Origin of the sequence: Streptomyces himastatinicus ATCC 53653 (assembly GCF_000158915.1) — a bacterium.
GTDB classification, from domain to species: domain Bacteria; phylum Actinomycetota; class Actinomycetes; order Streptomycetales; family Streptomycetaceae; genus Streptomyces; species Streptomyces himastatinicus.
In genome coordinates, this window is sequence record NZ_GG657754.1 from 7,345,360 (window position 1) to 7,371,038 (window position 25,679).

The following is a 25,679-nucleotide window of genomic DNA, read 5'->3' on the forward strand; positions in this document are numbered from 1 at the left end:
CGTCATCCGGACCGGCGGACCGGCGGGGTTTCGGGGCGCAGCCCCGTGGGGTGCCAGGGGCGGAGCCCCTTCACGCGGCGGAGCCGCAAATCGACTGGGGCCGGGAAGGGGCGGGGTGGGGGATCAGCCCTCGGCCGCCGACGCCAGTCGCTCGGCGATCCGGCGGGCCGTGGCCGCCACCGCGGCCCGGCCCGCCGCCCCACGTCGCGACGACGTCCGCGCCGCCCGTGGCGTCCGGGAGCGTTGACGCGACAGCGGCCAGGTACGCCCGGCGCAGCTCCGCGTTCACGTTGACCTTGGCGACGCCGCGCCGTACCGCGCCCAGCAGTTGCGGCTCCGGGAGGCCGCTCGCGCCGTGGAGGACGAGGGGGACGGGGACCGCGGCGCGGATGCGTTCCAGGCGGGGCAGGTCCAGCCGTACCGGCTCGGTCGTGAAGCCGTGGACATTGCCGACGGCCACGGCCAGGGCGTCGATGCCGGTCGCGGCCACGAACTCGGCCGCCTGCGCCGGGTCGGTCATCGAGCTGCCGGGCGCCGTCGCGCCCGTGGACACGTCCTCGTCACCGGCCAGCGCGCCGAGTTCGGCCTCGACCCAGACACCGGCCGCGTGGGCGCGCCGCACGGCCTGCCGGGTCAGCACGATGTTCTCCGCGAACGGCAGATGCGAGCCGTCGACCATCACCGACGTATAGCCCGCGTCGACGCACGCGGCGATCTCGTCCAGGTCGCGGCTGTGGTCCAGGTGGACGCCGATGGGCGCGGGCGACCGCCGGGCCGCGTCCAGGGCGAGCCCCATCAGCGCCTCGCGCCCCGCGTGCTTGAAGGCGCTCGACCCGGCCTGGAGCAGCACCGGCGTGTCCGAGGCCTCCGCCGCCGCCACGATGCCCTGCACCGTTTCGAGGTTGTACGCGACGAAGCCGGGTATCGCGCGGCCCTCGCGGGCGGCGTCGGTCAGCGCGTCGGTTCCGGTGAGCAGCATCATCGGCTCCTGAACAAGTCGATGGCGTCCGCGAGGGCGTTGTCGTCCCCGACGTTCCCGGGGAACACGACGTACGGGATGCCGACGCTCGGGCCGGACTCGGGTTCCCACAGCGAGACGATGCCGGGCAGCAGGGTGCCGCGCGCCCAGGCCCGGCGGATCTCCATCCCCTCGGTCGCGACGTCGCTGGAGGTGATGCCGCCCTTGGCGATGACGTACGCGGGGCGCCGGGCCGCCGTGACGGCCCGTACGGTGGCGACCAGCGCGGCGGACACGCTGCGCGCGATCGCCAGGGAGTCGTCCGCGTCGGCGCCGGTGACAAGGGCGCGGCTGGTGCGTACGACGACCTCACTCGTGGCGAGGGCCTGCGCGCACGCCGCCGCCACGTCGGCGATGTGGGTGGCGCGCCGCCCCTCGTCGAGCAGGGCGTGCACATCGAGTTCGAACTCGGCGATCCCGCCGCGCTCGCGCAGCCGGTCCAGCTGCCGGGTGGTCTGGCCGACATGGGACCCGACGGCGATGAGCCCATGGGCCGCCGCCCCGTCACCGAGGTGCCGCAGCTCGGCCGGGGTGAGCGGGGCGCGGGCGCCCTGGCCCGCCCGGGCCCGTACGAACGAGGGGCCACACCGGTAGACCAGCCGAGCGCCCTCGGACTCCGCGGTCGCCCCCGCCAGGGCCAGGACGCGCAGATCGTCGTCGCAGAGCGCGTCCGCCACCGCCATCCGGCCGTCGCGCAGCGAGGCCAGCAGCCGGGCGACATGGCCCGGGCCGCGCAGCCGCAGGTCCTCCAGGGTGATCCGTACGACGTCTCCGGCGGACACGCGCCCGCCCGTCTTCTCCTCGATCCACTCGGGCAGCCGGGAGTTGGCGTACCCGAACGTGGCGTCGCGCGCGAACTCGCTCCGGCCGACCGGAAGCATCCCGTCGGCCGTCCGCATCCAGTGCACGGAGTCGGCGGTGAACCGGCCCGCCTCGATGTACGCGGGGACGAGGACGACGCCGTCCACGGGCGTCTCCTCGGCCAGGACGTCCGTCTCCAGCGGGAAGTGCCCGCGCAGCGTGGAGTCGCTGCGGCTGGCCAGGACGTAGCCCACGCCCTCGGCCGCGGACGCCTCCGCGAGTGCTCGTACGACCTCGCGGTTGCGGGCGGCGGCGGTGTCCGGGGCGAGGCTGCGGGTGTTGGTGAGGACGAAGAAGGCCGTGCTGTCCTGGCGCAGCGCCCACCGCAGGTCGTCGACCGTCCAGGCAGTGAGGACGGGCACTCCGGCGACGGTCTGGGTGCCGGTGGGGTCGTCGTCCAGGACGACCAGACGGCGGCCGTCGGCGATGGCGGCGGCCACCTCGCCGGGGGCGACCTCGCGGGGCGGTGGCAGCTCGTGCGCCTCGGGGAAGTGCGCGGTGTCGGTGTCGGGCATGTGCGGCTCTACTTTCCTGACGCGTTCGTGCTGTTCCGGCTGTTCCTGGCCGTTTTCGGGCAGGCCGGGGCGCACCGCCGGTGCGGCGATGTGCATGAGAGGAGGGGGAGGGGGCTAGCGGCGTGGCTCGATGACGTGGGTCTGAAGATCGTCCGCCGTCTGCGTCATGTGGTCGTCCATCGCGCGCCGGGCCTGCTCCGGATCCCCGCCGCGCAGCGCCGCCAGGACGCTCTCGTGATGGGCGATGGCGTTCGTACGGATCTGCGGCACGGCGGAGGTCTGACGGCGGCCCTCGATCAGCAGCCGTCCGAACGGCTCGAAGAGCAGCGGGACGAAGGCGTTGCCGGAGGCGCGCATCACCACCTCGTGGAACGCGATGTCGGCGGTCACGAACTGCTCGGTGTCCCCGGCCCCGGCCGCCGCCCGCATCTCGTCCAGCAGCTCGGCGAGTTCGGCCAGATCGTCGTCGGTGCGCCGGACCGCGGCCAGCTGCGCGGCGCCGACCTCGATCATCTGCCGGGCCTCGATCAGCTTCTCGGAGATCGCCCCGCCCGCCGCCCCGCCCGTCCGGGGCCCGGCGGCGGCCGCGCGGATCATCGGCTCCAGGGCGGTCCACTGGTCCGGGGTGTTGACGTACGTACCGCGTCCGCGGTGGATGCGGACGACGTTCTGCGAGCGCAGGACCTTGACCGCCTCGCGCAGCGTGAGCCGGCTGGCGGCGTGCTGCTCGGCCAGTACGCCCTCCGGGGGGAGGGCTGTGCCGGGCGGATAGTGGCCGTCGATGATCGCGGTCAGCAGTCGCTCGGCGATGTCGTCGGACAGCGGCATTGCTCTCGACCTCCTTGCCAGAACCTCAGACATCAGACATCTGATGTCCAGGAGAACGTAGGTGGGGTTTCGGCCATCGTCAAGACCCCCCAGGAGACTTCCTGGCGAAAAAGCGAGCCCCGCCCGGGAAGAGGCCGGGCGGGGCGTGGTGTGGGTATCGAGCGGTACCGAGCGGTAGGGGACGGATGTGGGGGGCGGCGTGCGTGGGGACGTTTTCGTGCGGCGTTGTGGCGTTACCGGTCAGGCGTCCGCGTCGATGCCCAGGGTGAGGGTGCCGCGATATCCGGCCGACGGGGTGCTGCCCAGCGCCGTCACCGCCATCAGCCCGGCGGCGGTGCCGCCGTTGCCGTAGATCCCGTCGGAGGAGAGCGGGGTGCGGGGGACGGTGTTGGTGGAGTACGGGGTCAGCTTGGCGACCGCCCGGGTGATCGCCTCGTCGAAGAAGAGCTGACCGGTGTGGATCTCGTTGCCGCCGGTGAACGAGCCGTCGGCGGTGAGCGTGACGCCCGTGTGCACCTTGATGTGGATGTGGATGCAGCGGCCGCGGTACCAGCCGGGGTAGATGCCCTTCAGCTTGGCCACGCCGTCGGTGCCGGTGAGCACACCGCCGCGCAGGAACTTCCCGTTGTCCGGCTCCTGGTGGCCGTTGTTGCCGACGAAGCCGGAGTACTCGCCGAGCGCGTCGCAGTACCAGATCTCCACGAGCGCTTTGTTGAGCGGTGCGCAGGTGTCCCTGTCGACGACGGGGAGGACCAGCTCCAGCGGTACGCCCTGTTTGTCCTCGCTGACGTCGGCCCGTACGAGGGCGTGGTCGAGGTAGTACGGGCCCTCGGTGAGCTGCTTGGTGAGGGTGCAGATCGCGTTGGCGGCGGGGACCGCGTCCGTGGCGTCGGTGGCGGCAGCCTCGGGGCGGGTGGCGGCGGTTCCGGCGCCGATTCCGACGGCCGCGGCGGCGGCGCTTCCGGCAATCAGTACTCTGCGTCGCCCGATGGGGGCGGGGGATGCGTCTGTCATGGGCATGGAAAGTAGGGGTGATTGCTGTGGGGTACCTGTCAGTTCGGCAAAGTCTCCGCGCGTCAACTCTTCTTATCGCCAACTCCCTTATCAGTCAGCGGTGTTGACACCACGAACAAGCGCTTACTAGCTTCTTCTGTGATGGCTGTCGTCTGCTGGGGCGGTCCTGACCACACCGCGTCCGGGCAGCGAAATTCGCCACCGTCAGAGCCGCACCTTTGACGATCTCCACCGGCCCCGGTGACCGACGTGCTTGCCGTGCGCCTCCCGCAAGCGATTGCCCCTCCGGGTGGGGATCCTCCGACCGAGAGGGCTCCTTATGAACTCCGCAGGTGACCACTTCACGACGGACGCCACTACGGGTATGGGCCACAACCGGCGCCGGCTGACGGCCGTCGCCGCGGGCGTGGCCGCCACCCTCGCGCTCGGGGGCCTGGCCGCGGTCTCGGCGCAGGACGCGGACGCCGCCACGCCCGCCACGCCCGCCACGCGCGGAGCCGCCGCGGTGGCGGACACCCCCATCGGTTTCGGCGCGGGCACCACGGGCGGCGGCACCGCCACCGCCACCACCGTCACCACCCTCGCCGCCTTCCAGACCGCCGTCGCCGGTGACAGCGCCAAGGTCGTCAAGGTGTCCGGTCTGCTCTCCCTCACCGGCCAGGTGGACATCGGCTCCAACACCACCGTGCTGGGCGTCGGTTCGGGCTCCGGATTCACCGGCGGCGGTCTGCGGCTGAAGGAGGCCACGAACGTCATCATCCGCAACCTCGCCATCAGCAAGCCGAGGAAGCCGTCCGACGGGGTGACGGTCCAGGAGTCCACCAGGGTGTGGATCGACCACAACACGTTCTCCGCCGACCGGGACCACGACAAGGACTATTACGACGGCCTGCTGGACATCAACCACGGCTCCGACAACATCACCGTCTCCTGGAACAAGTTCGCCGACCACTTCAAGGGCAGCCTGGTCGGGCACAGCGACAAGAACGCCAGTGAGGACACCGGACATCTCAAGGTGACCTACCACCACAACTGGTTCAGCAACGTCTACTCCCGCATCCCCAGCCTCCGCTTCGGCACCGGCCACTTCTACGACAACTACGTCCAGGGCGCGGACACCGCCGTCCACTCCCGGATGGGCGCGCAGATGCTGGTGGAGAACAACGTGTTCCGCGACACCAAGATCGCCGTGACCACCAGCCGGAGCAGCGACGTGGACGGCTCCGCGGTGCTCCGCGGAAACGACCTGGGCGGCGGCGCCACCGAGATCTCCCAGACCGGCACCTTCACCAAGCCGCCTTACGCGTACACGGCTGAACCGGCGTCGTCGGTGGTCGCCTCGGTGACCGCCCAGGCGGGCACCGGCAAGCTCTGACCCTCGCAACTCCCCGAGAGGACACTTTTCGTGAGATTCATCGGACGCCGCACGGCCGTCGCGGCCGCGGCGGCCATCGCCATCGGTGCGGGCACGCTCGCCACCACGCCCGCCGCGGCGGACACCAAGGCCGCGGCCCCCGCCTCCGGCTCGTTCAACGCCCTCACCTACAACGTGGCCGGACTCCCCGAGGGCCTGTCGTCCGGCCACCCCGAGAAGAACACCCCGCTGATCTCGCCCCGCCTGGGCGCGTACGACATCGTCAACGTCCAGGAGGACTTCAACTACCACGCCGCGCTCTACGCCGGTGACGACCACCCGTACCGCACCCCCACCAGCGGCGGCGCGGCCTTCGGCGACGGCCTCAACACCCTCTCCGACCTGCCGTACGACGACTTCGAGCGGGTCAAGTGGACCAAGTGCAACGGCACCGACTGCCTCACCCCCAAGGGCTTCACCCTCGCCCGGGTGCGGCTCGCCGAAGGCGCGTACCTGGACCTCTACAACGTGCACACCAACGCGGGCACCACCGACGCCGACCTCGCCGCCCGCCGTGCCAACATCACCCAGCTCTCCGACTTCATCACCGCCAACTCGGCCGGAAACGCGGTGCTCGTCATGGGCGACACCAACACCCGCTACACCCGCGCCGCCGACAACATCCGCGACCTCGCCACCCGCAACGGCCTCACCGACGCATGGGTGAACCTCGTCCGCGGCGGCTCGGCCCCGCCCGCCGGGTCCGACGCGCTCGTGTGCGACCCGGATAACGTCACCAACACCTGCGAGGTCGTCGACAAGGTCCTCTACCGCTCTGGCCCGCTCCTCTCCCTCACCGCCGCCCGCTACAACAACGAGAACACCGACTTCCTCGACGCCGAGGGCAAGCCGCTGTCCGACCACTACCCGCACACCGTGGACTTCTCCTGGAAGGCGGCCGACACGCTCCGCGCCGGAGACCAGTTCGGCGGACCGCACGGCACCGCCTTCAACGACGCCGACGACCTCCCCGCCACCCCCGCGCCCCGCACCCTCACCCTGCGCGGCGGCTCCCGCCTGGACGCGGTGTCCCTGACCCTGTCCGGCGGTACGACCCTCGGCCACGGCGGCAGCGGCGGCACCCCGGCCTCCCTCACCCTCGGCTCCGGTGAACACCTCACCTCCGCCACCCTCAGCCGCGGCCAGAAGGACGGCCGCACCCGCCTCTTCTCCGCGGCCTTCACCACCGACAAGGGCCGCACCGTGGCGGCCGGAACCCCCACCTCCGACACCGCCACGTTCACCGCCCCCGACGGCTGGCAGATCGTGGGCTTCACCGGCCGCGCCGGTGAAGAGATCGACAAGCTGGGCGTCATCTACGCGCCACGCTAGCCAAGTAGGCTTCCGCCCATGCGTGATCTTGGAGTGGGCATCGGCTATCTGGTGAAGGGCCAACGCTGGGTGGCCCAGCACGGGAGGTGGTGGGGGATCGGGATGATCCCGGCCCTCATCACCCTCGTCGGATACGCGGCGGCCCTCGTCGTCCTCTTCTACTGGACTCTGTCACGTCATCGCCTGGGCCACCCCCCTTCGCCGACGACTGGTCCTCACCCTGGCTCGGCGCCTTCCGCGACGCGCTCGCGATCCTCTTCGGCACCGCCTGCCTCTTTCCTCGCGGTGATCACGTTCACCGCGGTCACGCTCCTGGTCGGCCAGCCCTTCTACGAATCCCTCTCCGAGGAGGTCGACCGCTCCGAAGGCGGCGAGGTCCCCGAATCGGGCCTGTCGACCTGGCAGGAGGTGTGGATCGGCATCCGCGAGGCCCTCGCCCTGCTCATCCGCGTCACCCTGTGGAGCGTGCTCTTCTTCGCGCTCGGCTTCATCCCGTTCATCGGCCAGACCGTGATCCCCGCCCTCGCCCTCTGCGTGACCGGCTTCTTCCTCGCCGAGGAGCTGACCTCGGTCGCCCTGCTGCGCCGCGGCGTCCTGCTCAAGGAGCGCCGCCGCATGCTCCGCGGCCGCCGCCTCCTCACGGTCGGCTTCGGCCTCCCCCTCGCCCTGCTCTTCCTGCTCCCCCTGGTCGCGGTCTTCCTCATGCCGGGCGCCGTAGCGGGCGCGACCCTCCTCGTCCGCGACCTCACGGGCGAGGCCGCCGCCCCGCCCCAGGGCGACACCGCGGCGGGAGCGCTGGGCAGCGCGTGACGGATCACCACCCGGCCCGCGACGCCTCCGTGGTGGTGGCCCGCGACACGAACGGGCTGGTGGCCCTGCTGAGCGCCCACTTCCCCCGCCACGGTGGCGACTACCTGTTCCTGCCCGGCGGGCGCCGGGAGGACGGAGAGACGGCGGAGGAGTGCGCGCGGCGAGAGCTGCGGGAGGAGGCGGGGATCACCGCCGGGGCCTGGCGGTCGCTGGGTGCGTACGCCATGACGCTCGGCTCACCGGCACGGGTGCACCTCTTCGAGGCCCGGCACCTGACCCTTGGCCCTCAGGAACTCACCCCCACCGAGCAGGACTTCACCCTCTCCTGGTGGTCGATGAGCGATGCGATCGACGCGGTCTCCCGGGGGCGCTTCCTCCTTCCGGCCGGCCCCTTGGCCCTGCTGCTCGCCGACAGGACGGGGCATTTTTCCCGGGCGCCATCGGATCGATAAGGGATGGGTGATCGATGCGGGCTGAATGTGAATCATCAGCTCCTTCACGGCCGGGGATGCGATCGGTGAGGATCGGAACGCAACATCCGTGAGGGCGGATATCGGACTGCTCTCCGTTGCCCACTTCCTCAAGGAAGTCCTTGACCCTCATAGTCCGAGACGATCGCCGCGGCGCTGGCCCAGCAGCTCGCCGACGGAGAGGTGCTTCCGCCGGTGCACAAGAGAGAAACCGTCGAGCAATTCATCCTGAAGGAGATCGCGGACGGCCGCTACGAGCCGGGTGACCTGGTGGCGACGGGCGCCGAACTCGCCCGCCGGCTGGGGGTATCCCTCAGCACGGCCGGTAACGCGCTACGACGCCTCAAGGAACATGGGGTGCTCCACGGTGCCCTCGGGAGCGCGGGAACGCGCGTCGCGGTTCCCGGGCAGAATCCACCACGGACAACAGCCGAGCGGGCCACTCACCTGGCCGCCGTGATCCGCCGGCAGATCGAGGACGGCACCTACCCCTCCGGAACGCTGCTGCCCTCCAACCGCGTGCTCGCCCGAGCACATCGGGTCCCCGGGCATGTGGTGGTCCAGGTCATCAAGATCCTGGTCGACGAGGAACTGGTGGAGACCCGAGCCTCCATAGGAAAACTCGTACGCGACCCCCGGGAAAGGCCGGGCTCACGACGACTGCTCAGCAAATCGGATCAATTGGTCAAGTCAATCCGCGACGACATCCTCAACGGTGCCCTCATCCCCGGCGAGCCGCTGCCGAGCAGCATAAAACTCGCCCACCGCTACGGCATGGGCCAGACAACCGTCGTCAAATCCGTGCCGAAACTCCTGGCCGAAGGGCTCATCGTCAAGGTGCCCTCAATGTCCGGGAGGTTCCTGATCCGGCAGACTCGCCGAAAAGGGCCGGGCGAGAGCTGACGGCCCGCGCGGGGATAGCTTTCTGTGTATGACCGCAGGCAGGGATGAGGGAGTTCGTCCACCCGGTGGGCCGGACGGGCGCTCCGAGCCGAGCGTCCACCAACTGCGGCTGTTCGTGGTGCTTGCGGAGGAGTTGCACTTCGGGCGTGCCGCCGCCCGGCTGTTCATGTCGCAGCCGGCCTTCAGCCAGCAGATCCGCGTGCTGGAACGGCGACTCGGCCTGCAACTGGTCGAGCGCACCAGCCGCGTCGTCGAGCTCACCCACGCCGGGCAGACCCTCCTTCCCCACGCTCACGCCGTCGCGGACGCCATGGCCACCCTGCGCCATGTCGCCGACACACGAACGCGCGGGATCTGCGGGCGGATCGTCGTCGGCACCCTCACCGCCGAGCCCGCGATGCCCCACACCCGCGCCATCCTGGACGAACTGCACACGCGCCACCCCGATGTCGCCATCGAGATGCGCAGCCTCAACTTCGTCAACCAGTACGAGGCGCTGGCCTGCGGCGAGGTGGACATAGCCTTCCTGCGCCCGCCCGCGCCGTCCGGTATCCAGACCCTGCTCCTGGCCGAGGAACCCCGCGTCGTCTGCCTTCCGGCCGACGACCCGCTGACCGCGCATGAGCGGCTCACCCTCGACGACCTCACCGATCGCGCCATGCCGCTCATGCCGCCGGAATCCCCTCAGGAGTGGCGGGACTTCTGGGCCGTCAATCCGCGGCCCAACGGGACACCGGTCCGATTCGGGCCCCTGGCCGTGGACATCGAGGGCGTACTGCACATGATCGCCCGCGGCCAGACCATCGGCATGCTCCCCGCCTCGGCCCGCGACTTCTATCCACGCCCTGGAATCCGCTACCGGGATGTGACGGACGCTCCGCCCTGCACGATGGCCCTCGCCTGGTTCGCCAAGAACCGCAATCGCCCGGACATCGCCCTGATACGGGACATCGCACGGACCGTTCTCCGCCAGAAGCCATCCGGCTGACGCCGGTCGGTTCGTACGCCCCGCCAGCGGGGTTGCGGCGGGGCGTACGGGATCGGGGGCCCGGTCGTGACCAGGGGCGTCAGGCGCGCGGCGGGTTGCACTCCCACCAGACCGTCCAGGGATAGGAGCCGTCCTGGCGCCAGTCCTCCAGATGCCATTCGGGATTGCCTTGGGCGAACTGGTGGTGGCATGCGAACTGGTCGTACAAGCCGCCGCGGTTGTTGGGGATGAGGGGCCCGTACTCCTGTAGCAATTCCACCCAGGCGACGCCCGTGCCGAAGTTGGGCCGTATCAGCTGGTTGTTCCGGAACCAATCGGCAGTCGCCACATAGAAGGACGGCCCGTCTCCGCGCACGTCCCAGTGTGCCGAGAGGATGGCACCCCCGCTCGCCTGCGCATCCGCCACCACGGGATGCGCGGCCGCGTCATGCCGTACGGTCTGCACCACGCTGTTCCCCTCGACGCGGTACGAGGCGGGCACAGCCTTCCCGTTGGCGTCCCTGGCCGCAGGGGCGTCGATCCCGCCCACCGGTTTTCCGCGTGCGTCCATTACCGCGACGCTGCCGTCCTTGCCTTGGCTGAGCCGGCCTCCCTTCGGCACCTCCACGGGGTAGGTGAACTCGCTGGGCGCCGCGGCGTCTTTCAGCACGGACTGCACCCGAGCGCTGCGCTTCATCGGCCGCACGGCCAGGTCGGTGTGCGGCAGCGCGTCGGGATAGGCGACAGTGCCGTCCTTCGCCGGCTGCGCGGGACGTTGGGCCGCCCCCTTCGGCAGACTCAGACTCAACGGTGCGCGGTCGCCTGCGCCTGTCCGGGCCAGCGTCAGGCTGTCACGGCTGGTGTCGGGCAGGTCGATGCGCAGGTGGTGGCCGCTTGCCGCCAGCCCCTGCCCGGCCTGGGCGCGGGCCCGGACGAAATCCTGCCCGGTGTCCGGGAAAGCCTTGTCGATCCGCTCGGCGATGCGCAGCGCCTTTGCCTCTGCGCCATCGGGCCGGCCGGTCGTCGCATCGGCCGCCTGCGCTGGCGGCGCCAGGCCCGAGCCGAGTAGCACCGCCGCTCCCACGGCCGAGCCCAGAAGTCGTTTCAGCATTGTCACTTGCCTGCCTCCTGTCGACGGAAAGCGCGCGCGAATGTCCTGGACATGACATTCGAACCCCGGATACCTCCCGGCCCAATGAACGTGTCACGAGGCGCTTGTGCAGCTCAAGGACGTGCTGATTCGTCTTTCGTGCAGACTCATAGCGGTTTCGTTATCAAGCGCGGCCACGGTGCCGAGCACACCCGACGGCGGCGGCCCGGCCTGATCGGGCCGGGCCGCCGTCTGAGGGGATGTCGTGCTACTTCGTCGCCGGGCCGGACAGTTCCGTGCCGAAGGCGGCATCGGTCGTCGGGGCGCCGAGGTCGCCCGGGCCGATGAGGGCGGAGCCCTCAGCGGTGAGTCCGTCGGCGCCCGCGTACAGGAGGGCCGTCGCGCCCGCGCCCTCGGTGCGGTTGGGGATGCCGACGGCCAGGTCGGGCTTGCCGTCGCCGTTGTAGTCGGCCGGTGAGACGGCGTCGCCGAACTTGTCGTTGCCCGCCATCTCGCCGGGGACGCCCTCGGTGTCGAGGGAGAAGGTCTGCGCACCCGCGTCGGTCAGCCAGTCCCCGGTTCCCTTGAGGACGGTGATGGCACCGGCGTCGTTGTAGCCGCCGGGGGCCTCGGCACCGGTGTCGCCGACCACGAGGTCGTCGTGGCCGTCGCCGTTGATGTCGGTGAGCCGGGAGGCGATGCCGTTCTGCGGCGTGCCCTTCCAGATCACCGGGTTGGCGGTGTCGAGCCCCGCGGCGCTGCCCGGGTACGTGCGCAGGCGCGCGTCGTCCGGACCGTCCTCGAAGCCGGTGTCCGTGACGACGTCGTCCTTGCCGTCGCCGTTGATGTCACCCACCACGGCCCGGTACGAGGCGAACGGCAGCGGGACGTCCTCGCCCAGCGGGGTGCTCTTCAGCCCGCCGGACGAGCCCGGCAGCACGCCGAGCGTGCCCTCGTCGGCGGGGTCGTCCTGGTAGGCGACGGTGACCAGGTCGGCGAAGCCGTCCCCGTTGATGTCGCCGGAGGACAGGTGCTCGATGCCCGCTCCGCCACCGGGCGGGGTGACGGCCGTCATCTTCGGGGTGGCCGTCTTGCGCAGGTTCGCCGCGCCGCCCACGAGCTGGACCTTGGTGCCGTCGGAGATGGCGATGTCGTCGCGGCCGTCGTGGTTGTAGTCGCCCACGGCCATCGTGTCGCCGAACAGCGCGTAGGCGGTGGCCTGCGGCGCGTGGAAGGCGATGGCGTCGCCGGAGAGGCCGCCCTTGGCACCGAAGACGACCGTGACGGAACCGGCCCGCTTGGTGGTGCCGATGGCCTCCTGGTTCGCGGCGACGATCAGGTCGGTGTAGCCGTCCCCGTCCACATCGCCGCGCACGACGGCCGAGCCGAAGTGGTCCCCGGCCTCGGGGGTGCCGGGGACTCCCGGGCTCGCCTGCGACAGCGTGCTGTGCCGGGCGGTGTCGACGCCGGACCGGGCGCCGTAGGTCACGCCCACGTAGCCCGACTTGGACTTCCCGGAGACGGTGCCGTCGGGCGCACCCACCCCGAGGTCGGCGTAGCCGTCGTGGTCGATGTCGCCCGGTGTGGTCTTTTCCGCCGCGGCAGGCTGTTCCCGGTCCGGCCCGGCGCCGTCCGCTACGGCGGCATTGGCCCCGGCGGCCACGGCGGCGGTCATGGCGGCGCCGACTGCTACGCCCACCACACCTCTGGTCCTCTTGCGCACAAAACCTCCATTGGGTACCGCATGCGTGTCAAGGAGGTAGAGGGAACTGAAAGTTGAATGGTTGCAGAACCCACGAAAAACACGAGGGGCTCACCGCCCGCTGACATCTCCCGCCGCGACCACCGTGAGCACCGAGCGCACCTGGGCGGTGATGGCCTCGCGGTTGCGGACGAAGTCCGGGTCGATGACCTGGCCCGTCCCCGGGTCGGTGTTGTTCGGGCCGAATTGCAGCACGGGGGTGTGGAGATGGCCGCCCGGGACCTTCAGCCCGACCGCGTCGCGCAGCAGCGTGGCACGGTAGGCGATCTCGTTGGAGAGGTAGTCGCCGCCACCGCCCGCGCGGGCCGTCGACCCGGGGGTCGGGCCGTCGGGGCGGACCACCGGGGCGGTGGCACCCGCCGGGATCTCGGTGACGGTGGTGTTGTCGTACACGGGGAACGGCCCGGTGTTCGCCGCGACGACGCTCGCGTACGGGAGCGTGGTCGTCGTCCACTGCGGCTGCGGACGCGGGGTGGGCACACCGACCGGGATCGGGACGGTCTCGGTGCGCGAGACATTGGCGTTGTCGGGGTAACCGCCGCGCCAGGCGCCGTTGGTGCGCTCGACGTCGAAGCGGCCCACCCGGCCCTGGCTCACCGTCATGAAGGCGTCCACCCGGCGCGGCCCGTGGCGGAACACCGGCAGCAGGGTGCGCTCGACCGTGCCGTCCGCGAAGTCCGCCCAGCGGACGGGGAAGACGGCGGTCTCGACGCGCGCCGGGCCGTCGGGCGTACGCAGCGTCGTCCCGTCCAGCGCGAGCGCCGCCGCGCCCGATGGGTTGGAGCGGCGGACGTCGGCGTCCAGCTGGAACGGGTCGAATCCGGTGACCACGATGCGCTTGATGTGCTTGCCCGCGGGGAGGTCGAGCGAGTCCTGCCCCCGGGAGCCGCGTTCCAGGGCGGTCAGCAGCTCGGCCCGGCGGGCTTCGCTCAGCGGGAAGTCCGGCCGCCACTCGCCGAGGGCCCGGGTCATCCCGAGCCGGGCCCAGTACAGCGGCCGGTCGTCGTCCCGGCTCAGATCACCACCGGCGGGCCCCCGACCCCGCACCCGGTCCACCGCCCGTTCCCACAACCGCCCGCCGTCCCGCCGTACGACGCGCTCGGCCTGCGCGGCGGACCGTACGTCCGCCAGATCCCGCGCGAAGCCCGGCGCCACGTCGTCGAAGCCACTGCGGCGCAGGATCTCCTGAGGGACGGCCTGGTCGAGGCGCCGCTCCTCCACGGTGGGTGTGGCTTCCTGGGCCGCCGCCGGGGTGGTCTGGGTCAGGGGAAGGGCGGCCAGGGCGAGGGTCAGGAGGGTGCGTATCGGTCTCATACGAGGGCCTCTCGGAGGGAAGGGCGGAAATGACGAACCTCCCGCTCCGCGCGGACGCGGGGCGGGAGGGAGCGGGAGAGCCGGGGCTCAGCGCGTCGAGAAGGAGTGCACCGTCGTGGAGCGGTAGGTGTCGCCCGGGCGGAGGACCGTCGAGGGGAACGACGGCTGGTTGGGGGAGTCCGGGAAGTGCTGGGTCTCCAGGCAGAAGCCGTCGCCTTGGCGGTAGACCTGGCCGGACGTGCCGGCGAAGGTGCCGGTCAGGAAGTTACCCGTGTAGAACTGGACGCCGGGCTCGGTCGTCGCGATCTTCATGACCCGGCCCGACTCCGGCTCGGTCACCGTCACGATGTGCTCGGGGCGGCGGGTGAGGCCCTTGTCGAGGGCGAAGTTGTGGTCGATTCCCTGGCCGTACAGCACTTGCTGGTGGGCCTCCCGGATGTCCCGGCCGATCTCCTTGGCGCGGCGGAAGTCGAACGGGGTCCCGGCGACCTTGGCCAGCTCGCCGGTCGGGATGAGGGTCTTGTCGACCGGGGTGTAGCGGGAGGCCGCGATCTGGAGGCGGTGGTCGTAGATGGACCCCGAGCCCTCCCCGGCCAGGTTGTAGTAGGTGTGGTTGGTGAGGTTGACGACGGTGGCCTTGTCGGTGGTGGCCTCGTAGTCGATGCGGAAGTCGCCCGCCGCGGTGAGGGTGTAGTCGACGCGCACGGTGAGCGCGCCCGGGTAGCCCATCTCGCCGTCGGGGCTGACCCGGCGGAGGGTGAGGCCGACGTCGGGGCCCTTGCGGAAGGGCTCGACGGTCCAGACCCGCTTGTCGAAGCCCTTGTCGCCGCCGTGGAGGCTGTTCGGGCCGTCGTTGACGGGCAGTTGGTACGCCTTCCCGTCGAGGGTGAACGTGCCGCGGGCGATGCGGTTGCCGTAGCGGCCGATGAGGGCGCCGAAGTACGGGCTGCTGGCGACGTACGCGTCCAGGTCGGCGAAGCCCAGCGACACATTGGCCCGGTGGCCGTGGCGGTCGGGGATCTCCAGGGTCTGGACGACACCGCCGTACGACAGCACGCTCAGCCTGGTGCGGCCGTTCTCGATCGTCCAGCGGTCGACCTTCGTGCCGTCGGCCAGCGTGCCGAAGTGTTCCTTCACCGCGTGTTCCGTCACCGCGCGTTCCTTTCCGGACGCACCGCCGGTGCTCGCGTACGCGGGGCCCGCGGCCGCCGCTCCGGCGGCCGCCGCCGCGGCCGTGATCACCGTGCGTCTGCTCGTGGTCATGTGCGGCTCCATAGAAGTCGGAATGTCAGGGGGAGTGGGGGAGGCGGGCTACGAGCCGACCCGGCGCTTGTTCCAGACGTCGAAGCCGACCGCCGCCAGCAGGACCAGTCCCTTGATCACCTGCTGGTAGTCGGTGCCGATACCCACCAGCGACATGCCGTTGTTGAGCACGCCGAGCACCAGACCACCGATGATGGCGCCCAGCACGGTGCCGACACCGCCGCTGGCCGAGGCGCCGCCGATGAACGCCGCGGCGATGGCCTCGAGTTCGAAGTTGAGGCCCGCGCTGGGGGTGGCGGAGCCGAGCCGGGCGGCGAAGACCAGGCCGGCGAGGGCGGACAGCAGGCCCATGTTGACGAAGACCAGGAAGGTGACGCGCTTGTCGCGGACACCCGAGAGCTTGGCCGCCGGCTGGTTGCCGCCGAGCGCGTACACGTGGCGCCCGATGACGGTGTTGCGCATCACGAAGCTGAAGATCACGAACAGCACGGCCAGGACCAGCAGCCCGTACGGTGCCCCGTGCCAGCTGGACAGCGTCATGGTGAACGCCATCACGGCGGCCACGATCGCGGCGCACTTGACGAAGAACAGCCCGAGCGGCACCACCTCCAGCTCGTAGGACGCGCGCTGCTGCCGGCCGCGCCACTCCTGCCAGACGACGGCCGCGCACACGATGAGGCCGAGCACCATCGTGGGGTTGTGGTACTGCGTGTACGGGCCCATCTCCGGGATGAAGCCGGTGCTCAGCTTCTCGAAGCCGTCGGGGAACGGCGACAGCGACTGCCCGTCGAGCAGGATCTGGGTGCCGCCGCGGAAGGCCAGCATGCCGGCGAGGGTGACGATGAAGGACGGGATCCCGATGTACGCGATCCAGAAGCCCTGCCACGCCCCGGCCAGCGCGCCGATCAGCAGGCAGAGGACCACCGCGAGGCCCCAGGGCATATCGTTCTTGATCATCATCGCGCCGGCGGCCGCGCCGATGAAGGCGACGAGCGATCCGACCGACAGATCGATATGGCCGGCGATGATCACCATCATCATGCCGATGGCGAGGATGAGGATGTAGCCGTTCTGCTGCACCAGGCTGGTGACGTTGCCCGGACGCAGCAGGATGTTGTCCGACCAGATCTGGAAGATGACGATGATCAGGGCGAGCGCGACCAGCATCCCGTACTGCCGCATATTGGTGCGCATGCCCTGGAGCAGCAGCGTCCCGATGCTCTTGGAGCCCCCGTCCGGCGGTGGGGCCGGGGACTCGGTCTTCTGGGTGGCCGTGCTCATCCTTCGTCTCCTCTGTCCTTGGTCATGTGACGCATCAGCACTTCCTGGGTCGCCTCGGCCCGGGGAACCTCCCCGGTCAGCCGACCGGCCGCCATCGTGTAGATCCGGTCGCACATCCCCAGCAGCTCGCCCAGCTCGGAGGAGATGAAGACGACGGCCTTGCCCTGTGCCGCCAGGTCGTTGATGACCGTGTAGATCTCGTACTTGGCCCCGACGTCGATCCCACGGGTGGGCTCGTCGAGGATGAGCACCTCGGGGCCGGCGAAGATCCACTTGCTCAGGACGACCTTCTGCTGGTTGCCGCCGCTGAGCCGGCCGACCCGCTCGAAGACCGTGGGCGCCTTGATGTTCATCGTCTTGCGGAACCGCTCGGCGACCCGCGACTCCTCGTGCTCGTTGACCACGCCGCGGCGCGCCACCTTCGCCAGCGAGGAGAGCGAGACGTTGCGGCTGATGGTGTCCTCGAGGTTCAGCCCGAAGGTCTTGCGGTCCTCGGTGACGTACGCGATGCCGTGGTCGATGGCCTCCGGCACGGTACGGGTACGGACCTCCCGCCCGTCGCGGAGGACCCGGCCGCCCGCGTACCGTCCGTACGTCCGGCCGAAGACGCTCATCGCCAGCTCGGTGCGGCCCGCGCCCATCAGCCCCGCGATGCCCACGATCTCGCCGCGCCGGACGTTCAGCGACACTCCGTCCACGACCTTGCGCTGCTGGTCGATGGGGTGGTGCACGGTCCAGTCCTCGATGGCCATGGCCACCTCGGCGGCGTCCTCGCCCTCGTACGGGGTGCGCTCGGGGAACCGGCTGTCGAGGTCGCGGCCGACCATGCCGCGGATGATGCGGTCCTCGGAGACCTCCGGCTTGGACTCCGGGGTCTCCCGCACCGTCAGCGTCTCGATGGACTGGCCGTCGCGCAGGATGGTGACGGAGTCGGCCACCTTGCGGATCTCGTTCAGCTTGTGCGAAATGATGATCGAGGAGATGCCCTGCGCCTTGAACTCCAGGAGAAGATCGAGGAGTTTGCCGCTGTCCTCGTCGTTGAGCGCCGCGGTCGGCTCGTCCAGGATGAGCAGCTTCACCTCCTTGGAGAGCGCCTTGGCGATCTCCACGAGCTGCTGCTTGCCCACGCCGATATCGGCGATCCGGGTCTGCGGCGCGTCGCTCAGACCTACCCGCTTCAGCAATGTGTCGGCGTGCTTGAGGGTCTCGTGCCAGCTGATCAGGCCACGCTTGGCGTGTTCATTGCCGAGGAAGATGTTCTCGGCGATGGACAGGTACGGGATCAGCGCCAGTTCCTGGTGGATGATGACGATGCCGCGCTGCTCGCTCGCGCGGATGTCCTTGAACGAGCAGGACTTGCCCTCGAAGAGGATCTCGCCGTCGTAACTGCCGTGCGGATGGACGCCGCTGACCACCTTCATCAGGGTGGACTTGCCCGCGCCGTTCTCCCCGCACAGGGCGTGGATCTCGCCCTCGCGCACACGGAGATTGACGTCGGAGAGCGCCTTCACACCGGGGAAGGTCTTGGTGATGGAGCGCAATTCGAGAATGGTGCTCATAGCTCGGATCCGCCCTACTTCAGCTGTGACGCGGTGTAGTAGCCCTCGTCCACCAGCACCTGGGTGTTGGACTTGTCGATGCTGACCGGCTTGAGCAGATAGGTCGGCACGACCTTCTCGCCGTTGTCGTACGACTTGGTGTCGTTCACCGGGGGCTCACCGCCGGTCAGCTCCGCCTTGGCTATCTGCACGGTGGCCTTCGCCAGCTTGCGGAGGTCCTTGTAGATGGTCTGCGTCTGCTGGCCCCGGGCGATGGACTTCACGGAGGCGAGCTCCGCGTCCTGCCCGGTCACCACCGGGAACGGCTTGTCCTTCGTTCCGTAGCTGGCGCTCTTGAGCGCCGAGAGGATGCCGATGGACATGCCGTCGTACGGCGAGAGCACGGCGTCGACATCGTTGCCGCTGTACGCCGCGTTGAGCAGGTCCTCCATGCGGTCCTGGGCCGCGCTTCCGCTCCACTTCTCGGTGTAGAGCTGGTTCAGCTTGGTCTGCTTGGAGCGGACGACCAGCTCGCCCTTGTCCATGTACGGCTTGAGCACGCTCATCGCGCCGTTGTAGAAGTACCGGGTGTTGTTGTCGTCCGATGACCCGGCGAACAGCTCGATGTTGAAGGGGCCCTTCCGGCCCTTGGACAGCCCCAGCTTGTCGACGATGTACTGGCCCTGGAGCCTGCCGACCTTCTCGTTGTCGAAGGTCGCGTAGTAGTCGACGTCCTTCGTGCCCAGGAGCAGCCGGTCGTAGGAGATCACCGGGATGTTGGCCTGCTTGGCCTGCTTCAGGACGTCGTTGAGCGCCCCGCCGTTGATCGGCGCGATCACCAGCAGCCGGTGGCCCTTGGTGATCATGTTTTCGATCTGGGCCACCTGGGTGCGGACGTCGTCCTCGCCGAACTGCAGGTCCGTCTTGTAGCCCGCCTCCTTGAACTGCTTGGCCACGTTGCGGCCGTCGGTGATCCACCGCTCGGAGGACTTGGTCGGCATGGCGATGCCGATCGTCCCTCCCTTTTCCTTGCTCTTGTACCGACTGCCACCGACCGCCTCCTGGCCACAGGCCGTGGCGGTCAGCGAGAGCGCGAGGAGGCCGGCGCCTATCGCCGCGACTCGTGCGCCTCTTACCGTACGCATGGTGATGGGGTCCTTCCCTGGGGCGTCATTGCTCAGGACTTCTTGGGGGCCGCGCCGGTGGCTGCGTCGGATGTGTCCGACGTGTCCGACGCCTCCGTGACGGGGAAGCGCCGCAGCGGCCCCGGCAGCCGGGAGCCCAGCGGCGACAGCCCGCCGTCCGCGCCCAGCCGGGCGAGCAGATCGAGCACGAGCCGGCCGCGGCGCACCCGCTCGCGCGCGCTGTTCAGCGCCACGTCCCGCAGTTGCGCGCCGTAGGGGTAGATCCCCGGAGACTTGCTGAGCCCGAACTTCAGATAGATGGGGGCGCCGCGGCGGATCAACTCGGCCGCGTCGTAGAGCCGTACGTAACCGCCGAGGTCGTCCGGGGCCTCGATGTAGAAGTCCATCGGGGCGCGGGAGACCCGGCGGATCTCGGTGAGGTGTTCCAGCGTCAGGTCCGAGGGGATGTTGATCGAGTCGGCGCCCAGCCGCTCGTACACCGCGAACGAGGCCGGGGTTGACGGGGCCGACGAGCGCGGACAGCTTGAAGGTGGTGTCCGCGGGCAACTCGCCGCGCTCGCGCAGCTGGTGGAGCAGCCACAGCACGCCCTCGTCGGCGACCAGCAGGCACTTCACGCCGAGCGAGGCGGCCCGCAGCGCGTCCTCCACGCATCCGGCGACCGCGTCGTGGCCGCGGGCCCGCAGACCACCGCCGCCGGAGTCGGAACGGGTGGCGCCGCCGATGTCCCAGGTGCCGCGCGGCCCGGTGAACAGGCACAGCTCGGCGCCCAGCTCCGCGCAGGACTCCACCATCTCGGTGATCTCGGCGTCGGTGAGCATCCACACGCCGCTGCCCTGGCTGATCCGGTGGATCGGTACGTCGAGCCGCCCGGCCTCCTTGAACACGGTGGCCAGCGCCTCCGGGCCCTCGACGGACGGGACCTCGGTGCGCCAGGTGCCGCCGTCGGGGAAGGAGTGCGCGGAGGCGTCGGCGGGGTCGGGCGCGGGCACCGCGTGGCCGAGCTGGGCGAGGGCGGCGTCGGCGGGACGGCGGGGGCCGGAGGGAAGGGCTGAGGCGGCGGTCGTCACGGTGCTCCTTGTATCGCCGTAAGGACTAGGTGAAGCCCTCGTCTTTGAGGACCGTTCAGGTTTTCGGGGGCGCGGGGTGCTTCCCCGGGGGAGATGCAGACGGGGTCAGGCGGGCCGCAGCAGCACCTTGCCCACCTTCGGATCGCCGCTCCCCACCAGCTCGATGGCGGTGGCGAAGTCGATGAGCGGCAGTTCGTGGGTCACCAGCGGCAGCAGCGTCAGCAGCCCCGCGTCGAAGACCCGTACCGCGTGCGCCCACGCGTCCGGCGCGGCCCCGAACACGGTCTGCACCTCGAGCTGCCGGACGACCAGGTCGGTCGGGTCGAGCCCGTCCGCCGTGCCCGCCGCCGGGATCCCGGTGAGCACCAGCCGTCCGCCGCGCCGCAGCAGGGCCGCGGCGGTACGGGCGGCGGGGGCGGACCCGGCGGTCTCGATGACGATGTCGAAGCCGCCGTGAACGTCCTCCAGGCGGTCGTTCGTACGGAACGATGTGGCGCCGAAGGACAGCGACAGCCGCTCCCGGTCCGGCCGGGTCCCGACCACCAGCAGTTCGGCGGGGGAGACGGCGGCCAGGAACTGCACGGCGATCATGCCGAGCGTCCCGGTGCCCACCACGGCGACCCGCTGCCCGGGCTGCGCGTTCGCCTTGAGCGCGGCGGCGGCGATGCACGCGGCGGGCTCCAGCAGGGCGGCCGCGGTCAGATCGGCGTCGTCGGACAGCGGGTGCAGCAGCCGGGCGGGCAGGGCCAGGGTGGTGGCCATCGCCCCCGGCTGGGTGAAGCCGGTCTCCTCGTACCCCGCCGTGCACAGCGTGGTCTCCCCGGCGTGACAGCGGTCGCACACCTGGCAGTTGCGGAACCCCTCGCCGACGACCTTGCGGCCCACGAGCGCCTCGGGGACGCCCGCGCCGACCGCCTCGACCGTCCCGGACCACTCATGGCCGGGGGTGACGGGATACCGCACGTACCCCTCGGGCCGGTTGCCCTCGTACACCTCGCGGTCGCTGCCGCAGATCCCCGACGCGTGGACCCGCACCAGCGCGTCCCCGGGCCCGGGCGGGACCGGGGCGGTCTCGGTGAGGTGGAACGCGCCGGGGGCGTCGAGGACGAGCGCGGTCACTGCTGCCCGCCCTTCGGGTCCCGCTTCTCCCAGCCCTCGGCCCACAGGTCGAACCGGGCCTGCTGCTGCGGGAATTCGGCGGCCGCTTCGGTGTCCAGCTCCACGCCGAGGCCCGGCTCGTGGGACAGCTCGAAGTAGCCGTCCACGACCTGCGGCGCGCCCTTGACCACCTTCTTGATCTCCGCGTCGGCGAAGTCGTTGAAGTGCTCGAGGATCTTGAAGTTCGGGGTGCAGCCCGCGACCTGGAGCGACGCGGCGGTCAGCACCGAGCCGCCGACGTTGTGCGGCGCGATCAGCACGTAGTGGGTCTCGGCGGTCGCGGCGAGCTTACGGGTCTCGGAGATGCCGCCGAGGTGGCCGACGTCCGGCTGGATGATGTCGACGGCCTGTGACTCGAACAGCTCGCGGAACTCGATCCGGTCGTGGATGCGCTCGCCCGTCGCGATCGGCAGGTTCGTCTTCTCCGCGACCTTCGCCAGCGCCTTCAGGTTCTCCGGCGGCACCGGCTCCTCCAGCCACGACGGCCGGAACCGCTCCAGCTCGCCCGCGATCCGCACGGCGGTCGACGGGCTGAACCGCCCGTGCATCTCCACCAGCAGCTCCGCGTCCGGCCCGATCGCGTCCCGCACCGCCTCGACCAGCGAGATCGAGTGCAGCGTCTCGGCGTGGTCCAGCTCGAAGTGGCCGGTGCCGAACGGGTCGAGCTTCAGGGCCTGGTAGCCGCGCTCGACCACCGTGGTGGCCGCCTTGTGGAACGCCTCGGGGGTGCGCTCGACCGTGTACCAGCCGTTCGCGTACGCCTTGACCCTGTCGGTCACCTTGCCGCCGAGCAGCTGCCAGACCGGCACGCCGAGTGCCTTGCCCTTGATGTCCCAGCAGGCCATCTCGACACAGGCGATGCCGGACATCACGATCTCGCCCGCGCGGCCGTAGTCGCCGTACTTCATCCGGCGCACCAGGTCCTCCACCGCGAACGGGTCCGACCCGGCGATGTGGTTCTTCTCGGCCTCGTGGAGATAGCCGAGGAGCGCATCGGTGTGGCCGAGCATGCGGGTCTCGCCGACGCCGGTGATGCCCTCATCGGTGTGGACCTGCACGTAGGTGAGATTGCGCCAGGGGGTGCCGACGACATGCGTGCTGATTCCGGTGATGCGCAAGGCTATGACCCTTCGCGATGTTCGATATTTCGTCACACGTTCGAAATCTTGGCGTGACGGTAATCACCGGGTGTCAGGGGTGTCAATGGTCCTGCGTCGAATGGTTATCGAACAGCAGCCGGTGCCCCCCTCGCACCGGGCCATTCGGCGGACGCGGTCGTGTCGGTGCGGCGACCGCGACCCGCCGCCGGGCAGGCTGCGCCGCTGACGGCAAAGGTTTTACGTGAGAGGCGGTCAGATGAAGAGAGTACTGCGAACCATCCTCCTGAGTAGCTGCGTTGCCGCGGCTGTTGCCTTTGGTGGCATCCATCAGGACGGCGGCACCCACGCCACCCGGGCGCAGCAGGTCCCGAACCCCAACGACCTGGTCCGCGCCTTCATCCAGGGCGGATCGGCTCAGGACAACGACTGCGACACCCGGTTCGGGGGCCAGGTCACCGGGGGCACCAGCGGCAGCAGCGGGAGCAGCGGGAGCAGCGGCAGTAGCGGCAGCAGCGGGAGCAGCGGGAGCAGCGGCAGTAGCGGGAGCAGTGGGAGCAGCGGGAGCAGCGGCAGTAGTGGGAGCAGCGGGAGCAGCGGGAGTAGCGGCAGCAGCGGGAGTAGCGGCAGCAGTGGGAGCAGTGGGAGCAGCGGGAGCAGCGGGAGTAGCGGCAGCAGCGGGAGCAGCGGGGCGAGCAGCGGCGGCATGTCCCTCGCCGCATTCAGCGTCGCGCCCCACGCCGCGCCCGGCGGCATCGGGTCGAACTGCCGCAACATCCGCGGATAGCGGCACTGGTAACCGGTCGCGGTGAGCGGAGCATGATGGAACAGCCCACCAAGGCCCCTGCCGGGCGGCCCGGGGAACGCGGACACCGGGCGGCAGACGGCCGCCCGGGTGTGCGCGCCCCGGGCGCCCGTGCTGGAGGGGCCGGGCGAGCCCGGACCGACCTGGTCCCTCCCGTCGCTCGCCCTGCTGGCGGTGACCGCCGCCGTGCTGCTCGGCGCGGCGCTCTGGCACCTGGCCCTGGTGTTCCTGAGCATCGCGCCGCCCGGTCCGGTGCAGCGGACGTACGCACACGCCATCGAGGCGCACGTGAATCCCGAATTCGGCCAGGACTGGCAGCTGTTCGCGCCCCAGCCGCTCCAGGCGAACGTCCGGGTCGAGGCCCGGCTGCGGACCGCGGCGGGCTCCGGGACGCCCCGTACGGGACGCTGGACGAGCCTCACGGCCCAGGACATCGCGGCCGTCCGGCACAACTCGCTGCCGAGCCACGCGGATCAGAACCTGCTGCGCCGCGCCTGGGACTTCTACCGGGACACCCACAACCGGCGAGAGATGCCCACTGACGCGCGGGGCGCGCTCGCCGCCCAGTACGTCAAGCGGATCGCCCTGCTTCGCCTCGCGGATGACGCGCACGGCGCACGGATCACCGCACTCCAGGTGCGCAGCCGGGCCGTTCCCGTACCGCCCCCGCACTGGAGCGACCGCGCGCCCGTGCGGAACACCCCGCACCGCACCCTGCCCTGGTGGCCGGTGACGGACGACGACCGCAGGGGACTGTGACATGAACCGACCGGCCCCGCTGGACCGGCTGACCCGGCTGATCACCTTCGCCGCCCGCCCCCACGCCTCGTACCAGGCGGCCCTGTTCCGTATCGGCCTCGGCGGGATCGCGGCGGCCTTTCTGCTGCGGGAGTGGCCGCACCGGCGGCTGCTGTGGGGCGACCGCAGCCCTTGGTCGGCGGAGATGGCGGCCCGCGTCATCGAGGAGGACCACCGGTTCAGCGTGCTGCTGTGGTCCGGCGGCCACTGGTGGTTCGAGCTCGTCTACCACGGCGCGATCGTGGCGTCCGTCCTGCTGATGCTGGGCTGGCGCACCCGGGCGACCTCGGTGGTGTTCCTGGTGGCCGTGCTCTCCATCGAGAGCCGGAACATCTATCTGGGTGACGCCGGGGACAACGCGATGCGGGTGATGGCCCTGTATCTGGCGTTCACCCGCTGCGGGGCGGTCTGGTCGCTCGACGCGCGCCGCCGCGCCCGGGCCCGGCGGCAGGGCAAGCCGGTGGACGACCGGGCCGGGGTGGCGATGTGGCAGGCGCTCGGGGTGCTGCTCCTGTGGGTGTCCGACGGCTTCCCGCATACCGCGTGGGCCGCGGTCCTCTGGGCGTTCTGGGCGGCTTACGGGGTGTGGTACGCGGCGCACCGGTGGGCCTGGGGGCACCAGGCGCGTGACCTGCTCGACGCGGTCACGGCGATGCTGCACAACTGCGCGATGCTGGTGATCGCGGTCCAGGTCTGCCTGATCTACGGGACGGCGGGCTGGTACAAGATCCAGGGCGCCCTGTGGCAGGAGGGCAGCGGGCTGCACTACGCCCTGCACCTCGACTACTTCATGCCGTGGCCCGCCCTCGCCGGGCTGCTCGCCCACAGCATGCTCGTGGTCTTTGCGCTGAGCTACGGGACGGTCATCGTGCAGGCGGCCTTCCCCTTCCTGCTCGGCTACCGGCGGCTCAAGAACGTCCTGCTGGCGGCGATGATGCTGGAGCACCTGGCGATCGGCGTCGTCCTCGGCATCCCGTTCCTGTCCGCCATGATGATCGTCTCGGACGCGATCTTCCTGCCCACCTCCTTCCTCGTCCTGGTGGGGGCCCACTGCTCCCGGCTCGCCCGCCGCGTCCTGCGCCGGGCTCAGGTCAACCAATCGGTGCGGAAGCACCCGCCCAGCGGTATCGGACACGCCGCACGGGGGTGAGGTTCCCGCGGGCCGCATCACGCGCCCGATAGCTGTACAGGGACTTCGTCCCCCACAGGGAATCCGCCCCCGCTCACG

At 70.6% G+C, this 25,679-nt stretch carries 22 protein-coding genes and 1 pseudogene; 8 read left to right on the top strand and 15 right to left on the bottom strand.

The window, feature by feature from the left end:
• Positions 1 to 70: 70 nt before the first annotated feature.
• The 4 genes from SSOG_RS31015 to SSOG_RS31030 form a co-directional block, all read right to left on the bottom strand.
• Entirely contained in the window at positions 71 to 979 is a 909-nt protein-coding gene (locus tag SSOG_RS31015) for a class II fructose-bisphosphate aldolase (RefSeq protein ID WP_245606414.1), read from the bottom strand.
• Complete coding sequence (locus SSOG_RS31020) at positions 979 to 2,490, bottom strand: four-carbon acid sugar kinase family protein (RefSeq protein ID WP_009718217.1); 1,512 nt, start codon at positions 2,488 to 2,490, stop codon at positions 979 to 981. Before SSOG_RS31020 ends, SSOG_RS31015 begins: the two co-directional genes overlap by 1 nt.
• An 18-nt stretch (positions 2,491 to 2,508) precedes the next feature.
• Positions 2,509 to 3,222, bottom strand: a complete 714-nt coding sequence (locus SSOG_RS31025; RefSeq protein WP_050800024.1) for a FadR/GntR family transcriptional regulator — start codon at positions 3,220 to 3,222, stop codon at positions 2,509 to 2,511.
• 240 nt (positions 3,223 to 3,462) lie between these two features.
• Positions 3,463 to 4,242: an intradiol ring-cleavage dioxygenase gene (locus SSOG_RS31030; RefSeq protein WP_009718219.1), complete on the bottom strand. Its 780-nt coding sequence runs from the start codon at positions 4,240 to 4,242 to the stop codon at positions 3,463 to 3,465.
• 313 nt (positions 4,243 to 4,555) lie between these two features.
• Here SSOG_RS31030 and SSOG_RS31035 point away from each other — a divergent pair, with 313 nt between their 5' ends.
• The 6 genes from SSOG_RS31035 (at position 4,556) to SSOG_RS31060 (ending at position 10,153) form a co-directional block, all read left to right on the top strand.
• A complete protein-coding gene (locus SSOG_RS31035; RefSeq protein ID WP_245606415.1) occupies positions 4,556 to 5,611 on the top strand; it encodes a pectate lyase family protein in 1,056 nt (351 codons plus the stop codon).
• A gap of 39 nt (positions 5,612 to 5,650) precedes the next feature.
• Complete coding sequence (locus SSOG_RS31040) at positions 5,651 to 6,982, top strand: jacalin-like lectin (protein ID WP_039942012.1); 1,332 nt, start codon at positions 5,651 to 5,653, stop codon at positions 6,980 to 6,982.
• 18 nt (positions 6,983 to 7,000) lie between these two features.
• A complete protein-coding gene (locus SSOG_RS31045; RefSeq protein ID WP_009718222.1) occupies positions 7,001 to 7,792 on the top strand; it encodes an EI24 domain-containing protein in 792 nt (263 codons plus the stop codon).
• On the top strand, positions 7,789 to 8,244 hold the full coding sequence (locus SSOG_RS31050; protein WP_009718223.1) for an NUDIX hydrolase: 456 nt from the start codon (positions 7,789 to 7,791) through the stop codon (positions 8,242 to 8,244). The genes SSOG_RS31045 and SSOG_RS31050 overlap by 4 nt, the downstream gene beginning before the upstream one ends.
• 201 nt (positions 8,245 to 8,445) lie before the next feature.
• Positions 8,446 to 9,165: a GntR family transcriptional regulator gene (locus SSOG_RS31055; protein WP_009718224.1), complete on the top strand. Its 720-nt coding sequence runs from the start codon at positions 8,446 to 8,448 to the stop codon at positions 9,163 to 9,165.
• 28 nt (positions 9,166 to 9,193) lie between these two features.
• A complete protein-coding gene (locus SSOG_RS31060) occupies positions 9,194 to 10,153 on the top strand; it encodes a LysR family transcriptional regulator (RefSeq protein ID WP_050800025.1) in 960 nt (319 codons plus the stop codon).
• A gap of 79 nt (positions 10,154 to 10,232) precedes the next feature.
• On the opposite strand, the gene SSOG_RS47015 is transcribed toward SSOG_RS31060, so the two are convergent.
• The 11 genes and pseudogenes from SSOG_RS47015 to SSOG_RS55265 form a co-directional block, all read right to left on the bottom strand.
• Entirely contained in the window at positions 10,233 to 11,243 is a 1,011-nt protein-coding gene (locus tag SSOG_RS47015; RefSeq protein ID WP_050800026.1) for a DUF2599 domain-containing protein, read from the bottom strand.
• A 247-nt stretch (positions 11,244 to 11,490) separates the two neighbouring features.
• Positions 11,491 to 12,921, bottom strand: a complete 1,431-nt coding sequence (locus tag SSOG_RS31070) for an FG-GAP-like repeat-containing protein (RefSeq protein WP_245606416.1) — start codon at positions 12,919 to 12,921, stop codon at positions 11,491 to 11,493.
• Positions 12,922 to 13,035: 114 nt separating this feature from the next.
• Complete coding sequence (locus tag SSOG_RS31075) at positions 13,036 to 14,298, bottom strand: pyroglutamyl-peptidase I (RefSeq protein ID WP_009718228.1); 1,263 nt, start codon at positions 14,296 to 14,298, stop codon at positions 13,036 to 13,038.
• 87 nt (positions 14,299 to 14,385) lie between these two features.
• Positions 14,386 to 15,561 carry an aldose epimerase family protein gene (locus tag SSOG_RS31080; RefSeq protein ID WP_208867385.1) on the bottom strand — a complete coding sequence of 392 codons (1,176 nt, stop codon included), beginning with the start codon at positions 15,559 to 15,561 and terminating at the stop codon, positions 14,386 to 14,388.
• A 48-nt stretch (positions 15,562 to 15,609) separates the two neighbouring features.
• The gene (gene mmsB / locus SSOG_RS31085) at positions 15,610 to 16,842 is read right to left on the bottom strand and encodes a multiple monosaccharide ABC transporter permease (protein ID WP_009718230.1); all 1,233 of its coding nucleotides are present in this window, start codon (positions 16,840 to 16,842) and stop codon (positions 15,610 to 15,612) included.
• Complete coding sequence (gene mmsA / locus SSOG_RS31090; protein ID WP_009718231.1) at positions 16,839 to 18,401, bottom strand: multiple monosaccharide ABC transporter ATP-binding protein; 1,563 nt, start codon at positions 18,399 to 18,401, stop codon at positions 16,839 to 16,841. The genes mmsB and mmsA overlap by 4 nt, the downstream gene beginning before the upstream one ends.
• Positions 18,402 to 18,415: 14 nt before the next feature.
• Positions 18,416 to 19,525: a multiple monosaccharide ABC transporter substrate-binding protein gene (gene chvE, locus SSOG_RS31095; protein ID WP_009718232.1), complete on the bottom strand. Its 1,110-nt coding sequence runs from the start codon at positions 19,523 to 19,525 to the stop codon at positions 18,416 to 18,418.
• 32 nt (positions 19,526 to 19,557) lie between these two features.
• Positions 19,558 to 20,593, bottom strand: a pseudogene (locus tag SSOG_RS31100) (hypothetical protein).
• 105 nt (positions 20,594 to 20,698) lie between these two features.
• Positions 20,699 to 21,712 (bottom strand): zinc-dependent alcohol dehydrogenase, encoded by a 1,014-nt coding sequence (locus SSOG_RS31105; protein ID WP_009718234.1) that lies wholly within the window; start codon positions 21,710 to 21,712, stop codon positions 20,699 to 20,701.
• On the bottom strand, positions 21,709 to 22,869 hold the full coding sequence (locus SSOG_RS31110) for a mandelate racemase/muconate lactonizing enzyme family protein (RefSeq protein WP_009718235.1): 1,161 nt from the start codon (positions 22,867 to 22,869) through the stop codon (positions 21,709 to 21,711). The genes SSOG_RS31105 and SSOG_RS31110 overlap by 4 nt, the downstream gene beginning before the upstream one ends.
• Before the next feature lie 396 nt (positions 22,870 to 23,265).
• Positions 23,266 to 23,625, bottom strand: coding sequence for a hypothetical protein (locus SSOG_RS55265; RefSeq protein WP_215490551.1), 360 nt, complete (start codon positions 23,623 to 23,625; stop codon positions 23,266 to 23,268).
• Positions 23,626 to 23,743: 118 nt separating this feature from the next.
• Here SSOG_RS55265 and SSOG_RS31120 point away from each other — a divergent pair, with 118 nt between their 5' ends.
• A complete protein-coding gene (locus tag SSOG_RS31120) occupies positions 23,744 to 24,412 on the top strand; it encodes a DUF5819 family protein (RefSeq protein WP_009718237.1) in 669 nt (222 codons plus the stop codon).
• Between the two features lies 1 nt (position 24,413).
• Positions 24,414 to 25,601, top strand: coding sequence for an HTTM domain-containing protein (locus SSOG_RS31125; RefSeq protein ID WP_009718238.1), 1,188 nt, complete (start codon positions 24,414 to 24,416; stop codon positions 25,599 to 25,601).
• Positions 25,602 to 25,679 lie beyond the last annotated feature (78 nt).

Coding starts and splice junctions, on each gene's coding strand:
- SSOG_RS31015 (WP_245606414.1), bottom strand. CDS start 979: ATGCTGCTCACCGGAACCGACGCGCTGACCGACGCCGCCCGCGAGGGC.
- SSOG_RS31020 (WP_009718217.1), bottom strand. CDS start 2,490: ATGCACATCGCCGCACCGGCGGTGCGCCCCGGCCTGCCCGAAAACGGC.
- SSOG_RS31025 (WP_050800024.1), bottom strand. CDS start 3,222: ATGCCGCTGTCCGACGACATCGCCGAGCGACTGCTGACCGCGATCATC.
- SSOG_RS31030 (WP_009718219.1), bottom strand. CDS start 4,242: ATGCCCATGACAGACGCATCCCCCGCCCCCATCGGGCGACGCAGAGTA.
- SSOG_RS31035 (WP_245606415.1), top strand. CDS start 4,556: ATGAACTCCGCAGGTGACCACTTCACGACGGACGCCACTACGGGTATG.
- SSOG_RS31045 (WP_009718222.1), top strand. CDS start 7,001: ATGCGTGATCTTGGAGTGGGCATCGGCTATCTGGTGAAGGGCCAACGC.
- SSOG_RS31060 (WP_050800025.1), top strand. CDS start 9,194: ATGACCGCAGGCAGGGATGAGGGAGTTCGTCCACCCGGTGGGCCGGAC.
- SSOG_RS47015 (WP_050800026.1), bottom strand. CDS start 11,243: ATGCTGAAACGACTTCTGGGCTCGGCCGTGGGAGCGGCGGTGCTACTC.
- SSOG_RS31075 (WP_009718228.1), bottom strand. CDS start 14,298: ATGAGACCGATACGCACCCTCCTGACCCTCGCCCTGGCCGCCCTTCCC.
- SSOG_RS31080 (WP_208867385.1), bottom strand. CDS start 15,561: ATGACCACGAGCAGACGCACGGTGATCACGGCCGCGGCGGCGGCCGCC.
- mmsB (WP_009718230.1), bottom strand. CDS start 16,842: ATGAGCACGGCCACCCAGAAGACCGAGTCCCCGGCCCCACCGCCGGAC.
- mmsA (WP_009718231.1), bottom strand. CDS start 18,401: ATGAGCACCATTCTCGAATTGCGCTCCATCACCAAGACCTTCCCCGGT.
- chvE (WP_009718232.1), bottom strand. CDS start 19,525: ATGCGTACGGTAAGAGGCGCACGAGTCGCGGCGATAGGCGCCGGCCTC.
- SSOG_RS55265 (WP_215490551.1), bottom strand. CDS start 23,625: ATGTTGCGGCAGTTCGACCCGATGCCGCCGGGCGCGGCGTGGGGCGCG.
- SSOG_RS31125 (WP_009718238.1), top strand. CDS start 24,414: ATGAACCGACCGGCCCCGCTGGACCGGCTGACCCGGCTGATCACCTTC.